A 17,462-nucleotide genomic window follows, 5' to 3' on the forward strand; every position below is an offset into this window, starting at 1 on the left:
TTTTGTGGCTTTTGGGGGGGTGCGGGGTGTGGGGCGCCCTCCGCCGGGGGGGGGGGCCCGCGGCCGGCCCCCCCCCCCCCCCCGGGGGGGGGGGGGGGGGGGGGGGGGGGGGGGGGGGGCGGCCCGGGGCCCGGCACTACCCAAGGCAGGTCATGTGCCACGACCAACGGTCGTGGCCTACCGGTTCGGTGGGTATCGACCGTTGGTCGATACGCCCTACAACCACTTCACCCGCTTGAACAGCCGGTACAGGCCAACGCAGATGCCACCGACAGCGACAATCATCAGCGGGTAGGCCCACGGCTGGTTCAATTCCGGCATGTGGCTGAAATTCATGCCATACCAGCTGGTGATCAGCGTCGGTGCGGCCAGCAGCGCGGCCCATGCACCCAGCCGCTTCACCGTCTCACCCTGCGCCAGCGTCACCAGTGACAGGTTCACGCTCAGGGCCGTGCCCAGCATCTCGCGCAGCGTATCGATGACATCGCTGATGCGCACCGCATGGTCGTGCACGTCGCGGATATACAGCTTCACTTCGTCCGGGAACAGCTCGCCCTGGTAGCGGCGCAGCTGTGCCAGTACATCCTGCAGAGGCGCCACCGCCATCCGCATCTTGTTCAACTCGCGCTTGAGCTCATACAGGCGCACCACCGTGCTGCGCTTGTAGCTGTCGGCGAAGATGTCCTTCTCCAGCAGTTCCAGGGTGTCGCGGAAGCGGTTGGTGATGGGCAGGTAATTGTCGACCACGAAGTCGGCCACGGCGTACAGGCAGTACGAGGGGCCCATTTTCAGCAGCTGTGGTTCGCGCTCCACGCGCGCGCGCACCGGTGCGTACGAGAGCGAGGCGCCATGGCGAACGGTCACCAGGAACCGTGGGCCGAGGAAGGCGTGGGTCTCGCCGTACTGGATGCGCTCGTCAACCATCTGCGCGGTGGTCACCACCACGAACAACGAGTTGCCGTAGGCCTCCACCTTGGGGCGCTGGTGCGCGTTGCGCGCATCTTCGACGGCCAGGTCGTGCAGGCAGAATTCTTCCTGCAGCTTCAGCAGTACATCTTCGTTCGGATCGTACAGGCCGACCCAGACGAAACCATTGTTGCTGGCGATGACATCGCTGATGGCATCCAGGCTGATGTCGTGGCGTTTGCCGTCGTCATCGTAGTGGACGCAGTTGATGACGCAGGTGGGATTGGCTGCGGCGGAGGCGGCAGCAGGGGCGGGCAGTGGGGCGGGCAATGACATGCCCGCCATCGTGCGTCAGTGCTGCGTTTCCGACAAGTGAGGACGGCGCCCCAGCACCCAGGCCAGCGCCGCGTGGACCGGCAGCAGCAGCACGATCCACTGCACGTTGTACTGCGCCTGCAGGCTCAGCCAGTGCAGCACCAGCGCAGCCACGGCCTGCACCGCTACCAGCCACAGCACGATCCTGAACATGCGGCCGGGCACGCGCCGCCGCAGCAGGCTGATCGCCCCCGGCAACAGCAGCACGCACAGCGGCGACAGCAGCAGCAGGTTGCGGTTGGCCCAGGCAGCGTAGTGCGTGCTGAAGCCCCACAGGAACACCAGCAGGCCACCGGCGATGGTGCACAGCAGCCACAGCGGCAAGGCCAGGCCGGCCAGCAGGCGCGTACGCCTGCGCAGCGCCAGCACGCCGACCGCAATCACCAGGCCACACAGCAGCCACGGCCACCAGTGGCGCGCGAATTCCTTCGGTTCGGGATCGATGCGGTGCGGCAGCAGTTCCTGCTCGGACTGCACCAGCGGGCGGCCGTCGCTGTTGCGGGCCTGCCGCAGGGCATCGGCCAGGCGCATCGGCACGAAGGCTTCCTGCCAGCGCGACAGCGGCTGGTCGGCAAACGGGCCCAGGCCGATATCGAAGCCCAGCCACATCCACGGGGCCGGGGACGCCAGCCGTACCGACTCGCTGCGATAGGTGTTGCCACGCGAACGGCCCGAAAGCTGCGAGTGCAGGCCGCCGCCCAGCGCCTTGTCCAGCGTGTCGCGCACCATCGTCGCGCAGTTGGCGGTGTAGTAATCGTAGTGGTAGCGCGCGTTTTCCGGCTTGGCCCGTTCGGCCAGGTCGGCGGCCAGCGAGCGCGCCTGGTCAGGGGTGATATCCAGCCACTGCACGCTGGCACCGCGGCCGGTCTCGTCGTAGTACGACAGGTCCTGCTGCAGTGGCAGCGCCACCAGGTAGTACATCATGTCGCCACGCACGAAGCGGCCGATGAAATCCTGTTCGGACGGATCGAAGTAGCCGAAGTTGTACGAGATCGCCTCGCCGCTCACCGGGTCCAGCACGACGATGGCATCGTGGCCGAAGCGCTCGAAGAACACGGTGCCGGGCTGCATGGTGACCACACCAACGCGCGGGGCAGGGGCATCACTGGCCGTCGAAACGACCGGTGGCGCCGCCTGCGCGAACGCGGTCAGTGGCAGGGTCGTGGCCAGCACGCAAAGTGCCAGCCACACCGTCAGGATCAGGCCACGGTGCTTCAAGCGTCGTCCTGCGCGTCCGGTGCCAGCACCGTTACATGGAAGGCCTGGACCCGGCGCGCATCGGCGCGGGCTACGCGGAACATGAAGCGGTCCAGCGCCAGTTCGTCACCGACTTCCGGCAGATGACCCACCGCTTCGGTCACCAGGCCACCGATGGTGTCGTAGTCCTCATCGGAGAAGGTGGCACCGAAGCGTTCGTTGAAATCGCCGATCGGCGTCAGTGCATCCACCACGTACTGGCCATCGGCCTGGATGGCGATCTGCGCCGAGAAGTCCTCGGCCTCGTCGTGCTCGTCGTCGATCTCGCCGACGATCTGCTCCAGCACGTCCTCGATGGTGACCAGGCCGGCGACACCGCCGTACTCGTCCACCACGATCGCCATGTGGTTGCGCGACAGGCGGAATTCCTTCAGCAGCACGTTGAGCTTCTTCGCTTCCGGAATCAGCACCGCCGGGCGCAGCAGCTCACGCACGTTGCCCGGACCGTTGTCGGCAACCACGCCGCGCAGCAGGTCCTTGGCCAGCAACACGCCAAGGATGTCGTCCTTGTTCTCGCCATGCACCGGGAAGCGCGAATGGCCGGACTCGACCACCTGCTTCATCAGCTCCAGGAAGGGCGCCTCCACCGGCAGCGAGACCATCTGCGAACGCGAGATCATCACGTCGCCCACGGTCAGCTCGGCCACCGAAATGGCACCTTCCATCATCTTCAGGGTATCTGCGGCGATCAACCCTTCTTCCTGCGCGGTGTGCAGGACAGCGACCAGCTCGTCGCGGGTGTGGGGTTCGCCGGAAAAAGCAGACGTCAGGCGTTCAAGCCAGCCGCGCTTCTTTTCACTGTGCTCCACGGAGGAGCTACTACTGTCGTCTTCTGACATCTCTGGAAAAAAGGCACCCGGCAGGCCGGGCGATGACCCAAGTCTAGCAGGATGTGGGGGCCTGTCAGTGACCGTCGGCCGCCGGGGCGGTGGCGGCCGGGCCCTCTTCCTCGGCCGGCAGGTCCAGGCTGTAGGTGCAGCCGGCCAGGGTCCTGCCCGGGTGACTGGCGACGGTGGATACGCTGAGGATGATCGACTCGATCTGCGCCTCCCCGGTCTTCGGGTCGGTCACATCGCGGCTGACCAGCTCGCGCCCGGCCATGAACTTGCCGTCCTGGTCGTAGCCGATCTCCAGGGCCAGCTGCCTGGCCAGCGGCCGCGGATCGGCCTGGTCGAGCACGGCCATGATGCTGGCGCCGGCCACGGCCACACGCTCGGTCTGCTGGCCGAACACGGTGATCGGGCTGGCCAGGCGGTACTCGCTCATGAACTGGTTGCCCTGCGGCAGCGGCTGCAGGCCATGCGCCACGGCCTTCAGCGGATCGGCCAGCAGCGGTGCCAGCGCGGCGTGCTCGGCCACGCCCTGGCGGCATTCGATCAGCGCAGGCAGGTCCAGTGGCGCGGCGGAAGCGGTTGGGGCGACGACCAGCAACATGGGCAGGAGACGCAGCGGTGACATGGCGGGAGCACCCCGTCGGCAGGATGGAAGCGGTGCATGGTAACGACGATGCAGGCGGGCGGCGAGCAGGGAGCGTGGGTCAGGGTGGGTAGCGTTGACTGGAGGCGGGCTGCCAGCGGACCCTGACCGGGAAGCCCAATTGCGCTTCCAGGTGATCACGAACGGTGGTCACCGTTGCCCGGGCCTCGTGGCCCTCTTCCACATCCAGCACCAGCTCGCCGGTTCTGACGTCCAACGCCAGAGCGTCCAGGTGCGGGATCTGACTGCGGATCCAGGGGTGTTGCGCCCGCATGCGGCGCTGCATCTCCGCCTCCGTCAGCGCAGCGCCGGTGCGGAAGTGCACGTACTGCGGGCCATCTGCGCCGCCATGTACCTCATCTGCTACCGGTTCATCACCGGTCAGTCGCACCACGACGTGCCAGCCCGGATCGTTGTCCACCCAGATACCCGCCAGCCGCGCCGCGTGCCTGGCTTCCAGGCGCTCGATCAGCGCCCGTTGCTGGGCGGTGGCGACGGTGTTGCGGGTGTCCTGCTCGCTGCTGCCGAAAAAAGCGCGCAGCTCGGCGACCTTGGCACTGATGTCGGCCTCACTGTCACTGGCGGGAAACGGTGAGGGCCGGTCAGGATCGGGCATCAGGCCTGCCCCGGACTGCAGCAGGGTGGAGAGCAATAGTGCGGACATCAAGGTCATTGGTGCTCCCGAGGCAGCATCACCCGTTGCAAAGGGCGGTGTCAGCCCTGCGGTGTCCGGTGCAGCAGCGCCCGCACACGTCGTACCGAACGATTGGCCACAGTGCGCAACGCCATCGCCGGCAGGGTCAGCATCGCCGAGAGCAGTGCCACGTGGACCAGTTGCATCACTGCGCGGACCGCAACCGGCAGTGCACCCGGTTCCAGCAGCCAGTCCGGCAGGTTCGTGCTCGCCAGGTGGATAGTGCTCATGTACACCACTGCGAGCAGGAACAGCGCCCACAGCTGCGCACGCGTTGCGTAAAAGAACGGCTGGCTGCCGCTTGCGCGCCCGAGGCGCTGCTGCAGGACCACGCGCCAGCTCACCGGTGCGGAGAGCGCGCCGATCAGGATCAGCGCCATCGCGGTCATCCAGATCGCCGACGTACTGCTCACCGGGCCACTTCCGCTGAGCAGGTGCGGCCCGACCACACCCACGGCCACGCCTGCAAGCAGGCTGGTGGGCGACAACAGGGCCAGTGTGCCCAGCAGCCAGTGCCGGCCGTCGGGGTGGTTGGCGCTGACGCGGCGCACCACGTTGGCGGTCACGACCAGCAGCAGGGAGAAGATTGCACTTCCGGCCAGCAGCGGCCCCATGTCGCCCATCATCATCCATGTCTCCGGGGAGGTTGCAGGCGCAGGATAGCGCTGTCCCCGGCTCAGCGCTCGCCCGCGTACGGGTCGTCGATGCCAAGCTCGGCCAGGATCTCGCGCTCCAGCTGTTCCATCGCCTCGGCTTCCTTGTCGTCCTCATGGTCCCAGCCGAGCAGGTGCAGCACGCCGTGCACGGTCAGGTGCGCGTAGTGGGCGTTGAGCACTTTGCCCTGCTCTCCGGCCTCACGCGCCACCACCGGTGCGCAGATCACCAGGTCGCCCAGCAGCGGGAACTTGACGCCCTTGGGCAGGCCTTCCGGCACGTCGGCCGGGAAGCTCAGCACGTTGGTGGCGTAGTCCTTGCCCCGGTAATGCCGGTTCAGCGACTGCCCTTCCTTGCTGTCGACCACGCGGATGGCCAGGTCGGCCTCGCGGATGCGGCCCTTCAGCGCAGCCGCCACCCACTTGCGGAAGCTGACGGCCGAGGGCAGCCCGGCACGGGGCAGGGCGTAGCTGACGGCGACATCCAGTCGTACGGGACCACGGGTCATGGAGTCGCTCCAGGTTGGATCTCATGCAGGTCGCGGCGGTCGTAGGCACTGACGATGCGCGCCACCAGCGGGTGGCGGACCACGTCGCGGGCTTCGAAGAAGGTGAAGCTGACGCCCTCCACGTCGCGCAGCACGTCGATCGCATCGCGCAGGCCGGACTTCACATGCTTGGGCAGGTCGGTCTGGGTCAGGTCGCCGGTGACCACGGCGGTGGAACCGAAGCCCAGACGGGTCAGGAACATCTTCATCTGTTCGATGGTGGTGTTCTGCGCTTCGTCCAGGATCACGAACGCATCGTTGAGCGTGCGGCCGCGCATGTAGGCCAGCGGCGCGATCTCGATGACGTTCTTTTCCAGCAGCTTGAGCACCTTTTCCACGCCCAGCATTTCATACAGGGCGTCGTACAGTGGGCGCAGGTACGGGTCGACCTTCTGGCTCAGGTCGCCGGGCAGGAAGCCCAGCTTCTCGCCGGCCTCGACCGCCGGACGCACCAGGATCAGGCGCTGTACGCGCGATTCGTTCAGTGCTTCCACCGCGCTGGCCACGGCCAGGAAGGTCTTGCCGGTACCGGCCGGGCCGATGCCGAAGTTGATGTCGTGGCTGACGATCTGGTGCAGGTAGCGGCTCTGGTTGGAACCCCGGCCGCGCACGGTTCCGCGCTTGACCTTGATCGCCACGTCCTGCGCTTCGTAGGAGCGGTCGGCGATCTGTTCGATGTTGGCCGCGTTCAGCCGCAGGTGAATGGCGTGGTTGTCGAAGGTGGTCTCGGCGGCTTCTTCGTACAGCGCTTCGATCAGTTTCTGCGCCTCGGCGCTGGCCTCGGCCGGGCCGCTGATGCGGAACACGAAGCCGCGGTTGGCGATTTCCACGCCAAGCTTCAGTTCGATCTGGCGAAGGTGGCCGTCGAACGGGCCGCACAGGTTGGCCAGCTGCGCGTTGTCTTCCGGCGACAGGGTGAAGTCTCGATGCTCGATGCTTTTCATTGCTTGGGGTGGGGCGGGGTCGCCGTCCACCGCGATGGAGTCAGGGACGACAAGGGTAACGCGCAAGCCGGCATGACGACAGTTCTCCACACCGGGTGTGGACCGGCGCCGAAGAAACCTGTGGATAGACCTTCGCAGGGCTTGTGCCACAAGGAAGATGATGCCGTGGTGAAAATTGTGCCAGTGCCTGCAGGGTTTTCCACATGCGGTGTGGACGGTGTTGCCACGAACCTGTGGATAGGTGGCAGCGAGCCTTGCGGCAGTGGCCTTGGCAGCGACTGATCAATTATTGGCCAGCGCTGATCTGGATCATTGCGGGTGCACAGGGGGCATGGCACCGTGGCGCCATCGCAGGAGGTGGCGCATGGCCGTGGGCACGTGGGTGCGCAGGATGGGGTTGCTGGGCAGCAGCCTGCTGGCGGGGTGCGGCGAAGCACCACCAGCAGCACTGGGTACGCTTGAATGGGACCGGATCAGCGTGCCCGCACCGGCGGCTGAAGTGATCAGTACCGTTGACGTGCGCGAGGGGCAGGCGGTCAAGGCGGGCGCGCTGCTGATGCGCCTGGACCCTGTCCGTGGCGCAGCCCAGCTCGACGCCGCACAGGCCGAAACGGCCCGCGCGCAGGCACAGCTCGAGGAACTGCAGGTGGGCCCGCGTCCGGAGCAGACCGCCCAGGCGCAGGCACAGCTCACCGCGCTGCGCGCGCAGGCGGCGGAAGCCACCGCTTACTACCGCCGGGTGCAACCGCTGGCCCGTCAGCGGTTGGTGGCTGCCGCTGATCTGGACCGGGCCCGCGCGGCCGCCGACAACGCCGTGGCCAGCGTGCGTGCTGCCGAACAGGCGTGGCTGCAGCTGCAGCGCGGCAACCGTCGTGAGGACATCGCCCAGGGCCAGGCTACCTCCAGGGCGACACAGGCACAGGAGGTCGTGCAGGCCGTCAATCTGCAGAAACTGCAGCTGCGTGCGCCGCGCGATGGCATGGTTGATGCGTTGCCCTACAGGCAAGGCGACCAGGCACCGATCGGTGCGCCGTTGGTGGTGATGCTGGTGGGCGAACGGCCGTATGCGCGCGTGTACCTGCCGCAGCCGTTGCGCCTGCAGGTGAAGGTCGGGCAGGCCGCGCTGGTGCAGCTGGACGGCGCCAACACCGTACTGAAAGGGCATGTGCGGTCGATCCGCAGCGAACCTTCCTTTACCCCCTATTACGCGTTGACTGGTGATGACGTCTCGCGGTTGAGCTACCTGGCCGAGATCGAGATCGACGAGAGTGCCGACATGCAGGCGCTGCCCGCCGGGCTGCCGGTGCAGGTGCGCTTCTGAACCCGGTCGATGACATCGCCGTGCGTGCGCGGGGCCTGAGCCGCCGTTTCGGCGACCTGCTGGCGGTGGACAACGTCGATCTGCAGGTGCCGCGTGGGCAGGTATACGGTTTCCTCGGCCCGAACGGCTCGGGCAAATCGACCACCATCCGCATGCTGTGCGGGCTGCTTGAGCCGAGCGCGGGCGAGATCGACGTGCTGGGCCTGGCGATCCCGGCGCAGGCCGAGGCGTTGCGCCGCCGCATCGGCTACATGACCCAGCGTTTTTCGTTGTACGAAGACCTGTCGGTGCGGGAGAACCTGGAATTCCTTGCCGCCATCCAGGATCTGCCACGCGCGCAGGCGCGGCAACGGGTCGATGCGCTGCTGCTGCAGTATCGCCTGCAGGACCGCCAGGTGCAGTTGGCCGGCACCCTCAGTGGTGGGCAGAAGCAGCGGCTGGCGCTGGCCGGTGCGGTGATCCATGCGCCGGAACTGCTGTTCCTGGATGAGCCGACCAGTGCGGTCGATCCCGAGTCGCGTCGCGATTTCTGGGAGGCGCTGTTCGAACTCGCCGATGCCGGCACCACGGTGCTGGTGTCCACCCACTACATGGACGAGGCCGAACGCTGCCACCGGCTGGCGATCCTTGATCGCGGTGCCCTGGTAGCCGATGGCACGCCGGCCGAACTGTGCGCGCAGCTGCAGGGTCGCACCCTGGCCGTCACCACCGCGCAACCCCGGCAGGCCAGCCGCGCGTTGGCGGCGCTGCCGGGCGTGCTCAGCGTGGCGCAGATCGGCACCGAGCTGCGTGTGCTGTGCAGCGAGGGCGCGGCCCATACCGCCGTGCTGGCGCAGGCCCTTGCCACCGCCGATCCGCAGGCCAGCATCGAACCGGTGGCGCCCAACCTGGAAGACGTCTTCGTTTCCGCTACCCGTGGCCGCGGCCGGGAGCCGGCGGCATGAGCCTGCGACGGCTGTGGGCGATCATGCTCAAGGAGCTGCGCCAGCTGCGCCGCGACCGGATCACCCTGGCGATGATCATCGGCATCCCGGTGATGCAGCTGCTGCTGTTCGGCTATGCGATCAACCTCAACCTGCGGCACCTGGATGCAGGCATCGCCGACCAGGCCAACAGTGCGGCTTCTCGCGCGCTGGTGCAGGACATGGTCGCCACCGGTGTGATCGCCCCGCGCGCACAGGCCTATACGCCCGACCAGCTGATGGAGGCGTTGCGACGGGGCCGGATCAGCGTGGGCATCGTGATTCCCGCCGATTTCGAACGACGCCGCTACGAAGGCCACGAGGCGGTGCAGGTGCTGGTCGACGGCAGCGATACGGTGGTGCAAAGCGCGGCGATCCAGTTGGCGCAGGTACCGCTGGACACGCGCCCGACCAGCAACACGCGGCCGCTGCGCGAGGGCAGTATTGCCAGCGGGCCGGTAAGCGTCATCAGCTTCTACAATCCGCAACGACGGTCAGCGGTGAACATCGTGCCCGGCCTGATCGGGGTGATCCTGACCATGACCCTGGTGATGTTCACTGCAGTGGCGGTGGTACGCGAGCGCGAACGCGGCAACATGGAGCTGCTGATCGCCACGCCGGTGTCGCGCAGCGAACTGATGGTCGGCAAGGTATTGCCATACGCAGCGATCGGTCTGCTGCAGACCACCCTGGTGCTGCTGCTGGGCACGTGGTTGTTCGAGGTCCCGATCCGCGGCAGCCTGCTGGATGTCTATCTGGCCGCCGTGCTTCTGGTGCTGGCCAACCTGGCGCTGGGCCTGTTGATTTCAACCCGGGCGCGTTCGCAGTTCCAGGCCATGCAGATGACCCTGTTCCTGTTCCTGCCCTCCATCCTGCTGTCGGGCTTCATGTTCCCGTTCGCCGGCATACCCCGGCCGGTGCAGTGGCTGGCTGAAGTATTGCCGCTGACCCATTTCCTGCGCCTGGTACGCGGCATCATGCTGCGCGGTGCTTCGCTGTGGGAGCTGTGGCCGGACGCGCTGGCGCTGCTGGTGTTCATCGTGGCGATGATGACCCTGGCCATCCTGCGCTTCCGCAAACGCCTGGATTGAAGCACGCCGACCAACGGTCGGCATCAACCCCGGTAGGTGCGGACCGCTGGTCGGCACACCTCAATCCCTCGGTGGGTGCCGACCGTTGGTCGGCACACCTTATTCCGTCACCACGCGCCCGCGCAGCGAGTTGGTCATCGCTTCGGTGATCACCACGTCCACGAACTGGCCGATCAGGCGCGGGTGCGCCGGGAAGTTCACCGAACGCATGTTCTCGGTCTTGCCGGTCAGCTCGTTGGGGTTCTTGCGCGAGGGGCCTTCCACCAGCACGGTCTGTACGCTGCCGACCATCTTTTCGGAGATCTGCGCGGCATGCGCGTTGATCCGTTCCTGCAGCCGCGACAGGCGCGCATGCTTTTCCGCGTCGCTGATCGTGTCTTCCAGGTCTGCAGCCGGCGTGCCCGGGCGACGCGAATAGATGAAGGAGAAGCTGTGGTCGAAGCCGATATCCTCGATCAGCTTCATGGTCTTCTCGAAATCAGCATCGGTCTCGCCGGGAAAACCGACGATGAAGTCCGAACTGATCGAGATATCGGGGCGCACCGCACGCAGCTTGCGGATCTTCGACTTGAATTCCAGTGCGGTGTAACCGCGCTTCATCGCTGACAGCACGCGGTCGCTGCCTGCCTGCACCGGCAGGTGCAGGAAGTTGGCCAGCTGCGGCACGTCGCGGAACGCGTCGATCAACGAATCGCTGAACTCCAGTGGATGCGAGGTGGTGAAGCGGATGCGACCGATGCCGTCGATCTCGGCGATGGTGCGGATCAGCAGGCCGAGGTCGGCGAGCTCGCCATCACCATAGGGGCCACGGTAGGCGTTGACGTTCTGGCCGAGCAGATTGATCTCGCGCACGCCCTGTGCCGCAAGCTGTGCCACTTCCACCACAACGTCTTCGAACGGGCGGCTGACTTCGGTACCACGCGTGTAGGGCACCACGCAGAACGAACAGTACTTGGAGCAGCCTTCCATGATCGATACGAATGCCGATGCGCCATCGGCACGTGGTTCGGGCATGCGATCGAACTTCTCGATTTCCGGGAAGCTGATGTCCACCTGCGGGCGCTGCTGCTCGCGACGGGCGCGGATCAGTTCCGGCAGACGGTGCAGCGTCTGCGGGCCGAACACCAGGTCGACGAACGGCGCACGCTTGATGATCGCCTCGCCTTCCTGCGACGCCACGCAACCGCCTACGCCGATGATGACCTCGCGGCCTTGGTTCTTCAGGCTCTTCCAGATGCCCAGCTGGCTGAACACCTTCTCCTGCGCCTTTTCGCGGATCGAGCAGGTGTTGACCAGGATGACGTCGGCGTCTTCCGGGCGATCGGTCAGTTCCAGGCCATCGCTGGCGGCGAGCACGTCGGCCATCTTGGCCGAGTCGTACTCGTTCATCTGGCAACCGTGGGTCTTGATGTACAGCTTGCCTTTCACCTGGTCAGGCTTGCGCGGACCAGAGGGCAGGGCAACGAGCGGAGTGCCGCCCTGGGCGGCGGGCGGAAAGACGTCTGGCGTCCCGTTCATGGCGCTTAATCCATTCGGGTGGCGGGAAAGGGGGCGATTCTACCCGCATCCCAGGGCGTGCGCCCGGCGCAACGCCAGCGGCGCCGCGCTGGGCGCTCGCGGGGCATGGCCCCGCGCTACCTGCATCCCGTCCCCTTCGGCGGCGCCGGGCCGGGCCGGGTGCCCTCACGCCGCGATCAGCTCCGCATCGATCTGCCGCGAACGATCAAACGCGGTCATCGCGCTCATCCGATCGATGTAGGCGGCCGTCGCCGGTGCTGGCTGCACCAGGCCGAACGCACTGGTCCATGCCAACGCATTGCCCCACAGCACGTCGGCCGCACTCATCACCTCGCCCAGCAGGTACGGTCCCTGCGCGAGCTGCGCTTCGATCACCTGCAGCACCGTATCGGCATCGTTATAGGGCGACATCGCATGCGGCGGCGGATCGCGGCGCATCGCCCGGTCGATCATCGCCGGCTCGAAACAGGCGCCATAGAAGGCCATCCAGCGCAGGTAAGGGCCGCGCAGGGCGTCGCCGATCGGCGGTGCCAGCCCGGCTTCCGGGTACAGGTCGGCCAGGTACAGATAGATCGCCACCTGCTCGGTCACCAGGGCGCCGTTGTGGACGATGGCCGGCACCTTGCCCATCGGGTTGATCGCCAGATAGGCCGGGGCCAGGTTGGCACCGGCCTTCAGGTCCAGCACCTGCATGCGGTAGTCGGCGCCCAGCGCTTCGAGCAGGGCGACAGCGCCGCTCGAGCGTGAACGGGCGGCGTGGTAGAGGGTGATCTGGCGTGACGTCATGGCATTGCTCCCTGCAGGTGGTGGTGAAGTGGGGCCCATGCTGGGGCACAATTGCGGACGACTTCTGTCCGCGATCCGTCATGCGCCATACCGCCCATCGCCTGCTTCGCCTGATTTCCCTGCTGCAGGCCCGCCGTCACTGGTCCGGCGCCGAGCTGGCCGAGCGCATGGGCGTGGATCGGCGCAGCATCCGTCGCGATGTCGAGCGCCTGCGTGAGCTGGGGTATCCGGTACAGGCCTCGGCCGGTGTAGGTGGCGGCTACCGGCTGGGCGCCGGTGCGCCGGTGCTGCCGATGCTGCTGGATGAGGAGGAGGCCACCACACTGGCGATTGCCCTGCGCGCGGCGTCGGCCACGGTGTCCGGCATCGACGACACCGCACGCGGCCTGCTGTCCAAGCTCGACCCGCTGGTGCCGGCGCGCCGCCGCCAGCAGGCCGGCGAAGTACATGCCGCCACCGCAACCCTCTCCGACCTGCCGTCCACCGACGCGCGCCTGCTCGGGCGGCTGGCCCAGCATTGCCGGCAGGCCGCGCGGCTGGCCTTCGAATACCGCAGCGCGCAGGACGCGGTGACGCAACGCGAAGTCGAGGCCCAGCACCTGGTCAACTACGGACGGCGCTGGTATCTGCTGGCCTGGGACCTGGGGCGGCAGGACTGGCGCACGCTGCGCGTGGACCGGATGGGCGCAGTGCGTCCGCTGCCAGAGCCTGGCCTGCATCGGCGCACTCCGGCGCCACCGGATGTGATGGTGCGGCAGGCGGTCAGCCAGGCGCCGTTCGCGCTGCAGGCCGTCCTGCGCCTGGCCGGCAGCGAAGCGGAGCTGACCGGGCGCATTCCGCCTTGGTGCGGTGTGCTGGAGGCCGACGGGCCAGAACATTGCCTGTTGCGGATGGGCGCGGAGAGCCGCGGCATGATGCTGGCGCAGATCCTCAGCCTGGATCGCCTGCCGGTGGCGGTGTGGACCACGCCGGCCGAGCTGCGCGAGGAGCTGGCCCAGCGCCTGACCGGGCTTGGCCAGGTCCTGGCCGTGCCCGCCGTCACGGTCTGAGCCGGCGCCCTTGGCAAGCCGCAGCGAAGCTGGGACACTCGCGGCCATGAAGGGGAGACTGGGGATAACGGCGATCATCATCGCTGCGCTGACCGCTGCGCCGGCCAGCGGCGGTACCCTGTACAAGTGCCTCGGCGCCGACGGTGTCACCAGCTATGTCAGCAAGCGGGTGGCCGGTGCCCAATGCAGCACCATCAGCTACACCCGCAGCGCGGGCAGGGCAGCGCGTGCTCCCGTTGCCACGCCGGCGCCGGCGCCGCTACCAGCACCTGCGGCACCTGCTGCAGTGGTGGCCAGCGCCGAGCGTAATCCGGTCGCGGTCGCGGTCGCCGCCGCTGCGGCCAGTCCCGCTGTCGCAGCGACCCCGGCACCCGCAACGACCTCTACGCCGGCCAGTCCACGCGGCGGCAGGATGGTCAGCGGACAGGTCTATTCGTACATGCAGGACGGGGTGCGCCACTACACCAGCGCACGCCCGACCCAGGTCGCCAACCTCGGCCCGGTGCGGACCATCCGCTACAGCTTCATGGAGCGCTGTTACGCCTGCGGGGTCAATCCGCGCGTCGATTTCGGCAGCGTGCGCCTGAACACCACGGCCTTCCAGAGCGAGATCACCTCGGCCGCACGCGAATTCGGGGTGGAAGAGGCAGTGGTACGCGCGATCATCCATGCCGAGTCGGCCTACAACCCGACCGCACTCAGCCGTGCCGGCGCCCAGGGCCTGATGCAGCTGATGCCGCCCACCGCCGCGCGCTTCGGCGTCAGCGATTCCTACGACGCGGGGCAGAACATCCGTGGCGGTGTGCAGTATCTGGCGTGGCTGTTGAAGCGTTTCAATGGAGACCTGACCCTGGCCGCTGCCGGCTACAACGCGGGCGAGGGCGCGGTCGATCGCCATCGCGGCGTGCCGCCCTACAGCGAGACCCAGTATTACGTGCGCCGGGTCGGCCAGCTGGCCGAGCGCTATCGCACGGTGCTGAGCAAGCAGTAGGTGCCGACCGTTGGTCGGCCCACCGTTAACAGGTAGGTGCCGACTGTCAGTCGGCACACCTTTGAACAGGTAGTGCCGGCCGCTGGCCGGCAACCCCGCAAACTATGTTGTTGCAATGCGTTGTGTGGCGCGCAACGGTTCCGCTACACTCGACCGAGATTCAATGCGGCTCTGGCCCCCACCGGAACCGCTGGCAGCCTTAAAGCTACCTAATCAATATCGGAGTGCCGGATGGCCAACGATGGGGTACACGATCCAGTCAACACCGGACGTCGGCGTTTTCTTACTGCCACCACAGCCGTGGTGGGCGCCGTCGGCGTCGGATTCACCGCAGTTCCTTTCATCAAATCCTGGAACCCCAGTGCCCGCGCCAAGCTTGCCGGCGCACCGGTGGTGGCCGACATCAGCGCCCTGCAGGAAGGCCAACGCCTGATCGTGGAATGGCGTGGCCAGCCGATCTGGATCGTCAAACGGTCCAAGGCGATCCTTGACGCGCTGCATGGGCTGGATGGCCGCTTGAAGGACCCCGAGTCCGGCGAGAAGGACCAGCAGCCGGAGTACGTGCTCAAGCAGAACCCGGAGCTGCGCTCGATCAAGCCCGAGATCTCGGTGCTGGTCGGTCTCTGCACGCACCTGGGCTGTTCGCCGGAAATGGTGGGTGAAATCCGCCCCGAGCCCTACGATCCGCAATGGAAGGGCGGCTATTTCTGCCCCTGCCACAAGTCGCGCTTCGACATGTCCGGCCGCGTCTTCAAGGACGTGCCCGCACCCATCAACCTGAAGGTGCCCGCGCACCACTACCAGGACGACAACACCATCATCATCGGTGTCGATCCGCAGGGGGCTGCCTGATGTCCAACATCCTCAGCCGTACCGCCACCGGCGTGGCCGACTGGATCAATGCCCGCGCGCCGGGGTTGATGCCGATCTACCGCAAGCACGTCAGCGAGTACTACGCGCCGAAGAACTTCAACATCTGGTACTACTTCGGCTCGCTGGCGCTGCTGGTGCTGGTCAACCAGATCGTCACCGGCATCTTCCTGACCATGCACTACAAGACGAATGCCGCCGAAGCATTCGCCTCCATCGAATACATCATGCGTGACGTGGAGTGGGGCTGGCTGATCCGCTACATGCACTCCACCGGTGCCTCGCTGTTCTTCATCGTGGTCTACCTGCACATGTTCCGCGGGCTGCTGTACGGCAGCTACCAGAAGCCACGCGAACTGGTGTGGATCCTGGGCATGCTGATCTACCTGGTGTTGATGGCCGAAGCCTTCATGGGCTACGTGCTGCCGTGGGGCCAGATGTCGTTCTGGGGCGCCAAGGTGATCATCTCGCTGTTCGGCGCCATTCCGGTGATCGGCAACGGCCTGACCGAATGGATCATGGGCGATTACCTGCCCAGCGACGCCACGCTCAACCGGTTCTTCGCACTGCACGTGATCGCGCTGCCGCTGGTCCTGCTGCTGCTGGTGGTGCTGCACCTGGGCGCGCTGCATGAAGTGGGATCGAACAATCCCGATGGCGTGGAGATCAAGAAGGGCCCGAAGGGCAACCGCTGGTCGCCGAACGCGCCGACCGACGGTATCCCGTTCCATCCCTACTACACACTCAAGGACGGCGTCGGTGCGGGCTTCCTGCTGATCATCGCGGCCTTCATCATCTTCTTCGCACCGGCCTTCGGTGGCCTGTTCCTGGAACACGACAACTTCACCGAAGCCAATCGCCTGGTCACCCCCGAGCACATCAAGCCGGTCTGGTACTACACGCCGTACTACGCGATGTTGCGGGTGGTGCCCAACAAGCTGGGTGGCGTGATCGTGATGTTCTCGGCCATCGCCATCTTGTTCCTCGTGCCCTGGCTGGACCGGGCCAAGGTCAAGTCCTACCGCTACCGCGGCTGGCTGTCGCGCGGCCTGCTGGGCATGTTCGTGGTGTGCTTTGCGTGGCTGATGGTGATCGGTTCCGGTCCTGGTACCGATGCACACGAGACCTATGTCGGGCGGGTGCTGACCTTCCTGTACTTCGCCTTCTTCATCACCATGCCGATATGGACAAGGCTGGACAAGACCAAGCCGGTACCGGAAAGGGTGACCACGCATGACTGAGCGCTGGATGGTCCGGCTGGCCCTGGCGGCCGCCCTGATGCTGGGCAGTACCCTGGCCATGGCCGCCGAGGGCGGCACCAAGCTCCTGCAGGCCGGTAACGACCTGGGTGACCGGGCGTCGCTGCAGCGCGGCGCCCAGTTGTACATGAACTACTGCAGTGGCTGTCATGCACTGAAGTACCTGCGCTATTCGCGGATGGGCGAGGACCTGGGGCTGAGCGAGGAAGAGGTGATGAACAACCTCAACTTCACCGGCTCGGCGATCGGCGATCCGGTGCCGGTGGCGATGCCCAAGGAGCAGGCCGAAAAGTGGTTCGGCAAGATGCCGCCGGACCTGAGCCTGATTTCCCGGGTGCGCGGCAGCGACTGGATCTACACCTACCTGAAGTCGTTCTACCTGGACAGCAGCCGCCCGCTGGGCTGGAACAATGCGCTGTTCGCCAACGCATCCATGCCCAATCCGTTGTGGGAGATGCAGGGCCTGCAGCATGCGGTACATGGCAAGGCCGAAGCAGCGGGCATGGACCCGCCGGTGACGGGCCTGCGCATCGAAAGCCCGGGTTCGGTCGATGCGGCGCAGTACGACCAGGCCGTGCGCGACATCACCAACTTCCTTGAATACGCCGGCGAGCCGGCCGCGCTGAAGCGGCAGCAGCTCGGTGTCTGGGTGATCCTGTTCCTGGCCCTGCTGACCTTCCTGGTGTACCTGTTGAAGAAGGAATACTGGAAGGACGTGCACTGATCCAGGGCCGGCCATCGCAACGGGCCTATTGGCTTTTG

General features: G+C 66.6%; 18 protein-coding genes. 8 read left to right on the forward strand and 10 right to left on the reverse strand.

From position 1 onward, the window contains the following. Positions 1-216: 216 nt before the first annotated feature. From ABIA73_RS13760 to ABIA73_RS13795, 8 genes are all read right to left on the reverse strand, one after another. Complete coding sequence (locus ABIA73_RS13760) at positions 217-1,251, reverse strand: magnesium and cobalt transport protein CorA (RefSeq protein ID WP_051501564.1); 1,035 nt, start codon at positions 1,249-1,251, stop codon at positions 217-219. Positions 1,252-1,257: 6 nt separating this feature from the next. Beyond that, complete coding sequence (locus tag ABIA73_RS13765) at positions 1,258-2,499, reverse strand: lipoprotein N-acyltransferase Lnb domain-containing protein (RefSeq protein WP_154879793.1); 1,242 nt, start codon at positions 2,497-2,499, stop codon at positions 1,258-1,260. Then, the gene (locus tag ABIA73_RS13770) at positions 2,496-3,377 is read right to left on the reverse strand and encodes a CorC family transporter (RefSeq protein ID WP_033830752.1); all 882 of its coding nucleotides are present in this window, start codon (positions 3,375-3,377) and stop codon (positions 2,496-2,498) included. Before ABIA73_RS13770 ends, ABIA73_RS13765 begins: the two co-directional genes overlap by 4 nt. Positions 3,378-3,441: 64 nt before the next feature. Further along, complete coding sequence (locus ABIA73_RS13775; protein ID WP_313282405.1) at positions 3,442-3,996, reverse strand: hypothetical protein; 555 nt, start codon at positions 3,994-3,996, stop codon at positions 3,442-3,444. A gap of 79 nt (positions 3,997-4,075) precedes the next feature. Beyond that, entirely contained in the window at positions 4,076-4,687 is a 612-nt protein-coding gene (locus ABIA73_RS13780; protein ID WP_080149302.1) for a hypothetical protein, read from the reverse strand. 41 nt (positions 4,688-4,728) lie between these two features. Further along, positions 4,729-5,337 (reverse strand): hypothetical protein, encoded by a 609-nt coding sequence (locus ABIA73_RS13785; RefSeq protein ID WP_354275931.1) that lies wholly within the window; start codon positions 5,335-5,337, stop codon positions 4,729-4,731. A 47-nt stretch (positions 5,338-5,384) separates the two neighbouring features. Next, the gene (gene ybeY / locus ABIA73_RS13790) at positions 5,385-5,870 is read right to left on the reverse strand and encodes an rRNA maturation RNase YbeY (protein ID WP_140226526.1); all 486 of its coding nucleotides are present in this window, start codon (positions 5,868-5,870) and stop codon (positions 5,385-5,387) included. Next, positions 5,867-6,853, reverse strand: coding sequence for a PhoH family protein (locus ABIA73_RS13795; RefSeq protein ID WP_025875300.1), 987 nt, complete (start codon positions 6,851-6,853; stop codon positions 5,867-5,869). The genes ybeY and ABIA73_RS13795 overlap by 4 nt, the downstream gene beginning before the upstream one ends. Positions 6,854-7,217: 364 nt before the next feature. On the opposite strand from ABIA73_RS13795, the gene ABIA73_RS13800 reads away from it, so the two are divergent. The 3 genes from ABIA73_RS13800 to ABIA73_RS13810 are packed head-to-tail and all read left to right on the forward strand — an operon-like array spanning position 7,218 to position 10,227. After that, the gene (locus ABIA73_RS13800) at positions 7,218-8,174 is read left to right on the forward strand and encodes an HlyD family secretion protein (protein ID WP_354275932.1); all 957 of its coding nucleotides are present in this window, start codon (positions 7,218-7,220) and stop codon (positions 8,172-8,174) included. Between the two features lie 20 nt (positions 8,175-8,194). Next, on the forward strand, positions 8,195-9,118 hold the full coding sequence (locus ABIA73_RS13805; RefSeq protein ID WP_218789046.1) for an ABC transporter ATP-binding protein: 924 nt from the start codon (positions 8,195-8,197) through the stop codon (positions 9,116-9,118). Next, positions 9,115-10,227: a DUF2705 family protein gene (locus ABIA73_RS13810; RefSeq protein ID WP_354275933.1), complete on the forward strand. Its 1,113-nt coding sequence runs from the start codon at positions 9,115-9,117 to the stop codon at positions 10,225-10,227. The genes ABIA73_RS13805 and ABIA73_RS13810 overlap by 4 nt, the downstream gene beginning before the upstream one ends. 99 nt (positions 10,228-10,326) lie before the next feature. Here ABIA73_RS13810 and miaB read toward each other — a convergent pair whose 3' ends face one another. Together miaB and ABIA73_RS13820 are read right to left on the reverse strand one after the other, a co-directional pair. Then, the gene (gene miaB, locus ABIA73_RS13815; protein WP_049466958.1) at positions 10,327-11,745 is read right to left on the reverse strand and encodes a tRNA (N6-isopentenyl adenosine(37)-C2)-methylthiotransferase MiaB; all 1,419 of its coding nucleotides are present in this window, start codon (positions 11,743-11,745) and stop codon (positions 10,327-10,329) included. Between the two features lie 165 nt (positions 11,746-11,910). Then, positions 11,911-12,531 (reverse strand): glutathione S-transferase family protein, encoded by a 621-nt coding sequence (locus tag ABIA73_RS13820; RefSeq protein WP_025875290.1) that lies wholly within the window; start codon positions 12,529-12,531, stop codon positions 11,911-11,913. 80 nt (positions 12,532-12,611) lie between these two features. Between ABIA73_RS13820 and ABIA73_RS13825 the strand changes: the two genes are divergently transcribed. The 5 genes from ABIA73_RS13825 to ABIA73_RS13845 all read left to right on the forward strand — a co-directional run bounded on the left by ABIA73_RS13825 (position 12,612) and on the right by ABIA73_RS13845 (position 17,424). Continuing rightward, positions 12,612-13,580: a helix-turn-helix transcriptional regulator gene (locus ABIA73_RS13825; RefSeq protein WP_134832261.1), complete on the forward strand. Its 969-nt coding sequence runs from the start codon at positions 12,612-12,614 to the stop codon at positions 13,578-13,580. A 46-nt stretch (positions 13,581-13,626) separates the two neighbouring features. Further along, positions 13,627-14,571, forward strand: a complete 945-nt coding sequence (locus tag ABIA73_RS13830) for a lytic transglycosylase domain-containing protein (protein ID WP_354275934.1) — start codon at positions 13,627-13,629, stop codon at positions 14,569-14,571. Positions 14,572-14,802: 231 nt separating this feature from the next. Next, positions 14,803-15,423, forward strand: a complete 621-nt coding sequence (gene petA / locus ABIA73_RS13835; protein ID WP_025875286.1) for a ubiquinol-cytochrome c reductase iron-sulfur subunit — start codon at positions 14,803-14,805, stop codon at positions 15,421-15,423. Continuing rightward, positions 15,423-16,682: a cytochrome b gene (locus tag ABIA73_RS13840; RefSeq protein ID WP_313282415.1), complete on the forward strand. Its 1,260-nt coding sequence runs from the start codon at positions 15,423-15,425 to the stop codon at positions 16,680-16,682. Before petA ends, ABIA73_RS13840 begins: the two co-directional genes overlap by 1 nt. Then, positions 16,675-17,424, forward strand: coding sequence for a cytochrome c1 (locus ABIA73_RS13845; protein ID WP_025875282.1), 750 nt, complete (start codon positions 16,675-16,677; stop codon positions 17,422-17,424). Before ABIA73_RS13840 ends, ABIA73_RS13845 begins: the two co-directional genes overlap by 8 nt. Positions 17,425-17,462 lie beyond the last annotated feature (38 nt).

Source organism: Stenotrophomonas sp. 2694, assembly GCF_040548715.1.
In the GTDB taxonomy this organism is placed as follows: domain Bacteria; phylum Pseudomonadota; class Gammaproteobacteria; order Xanthomonadales; family Xanthomonadaceae; genus Stenotrophomonas; species Stenotrophomonas indicatrix.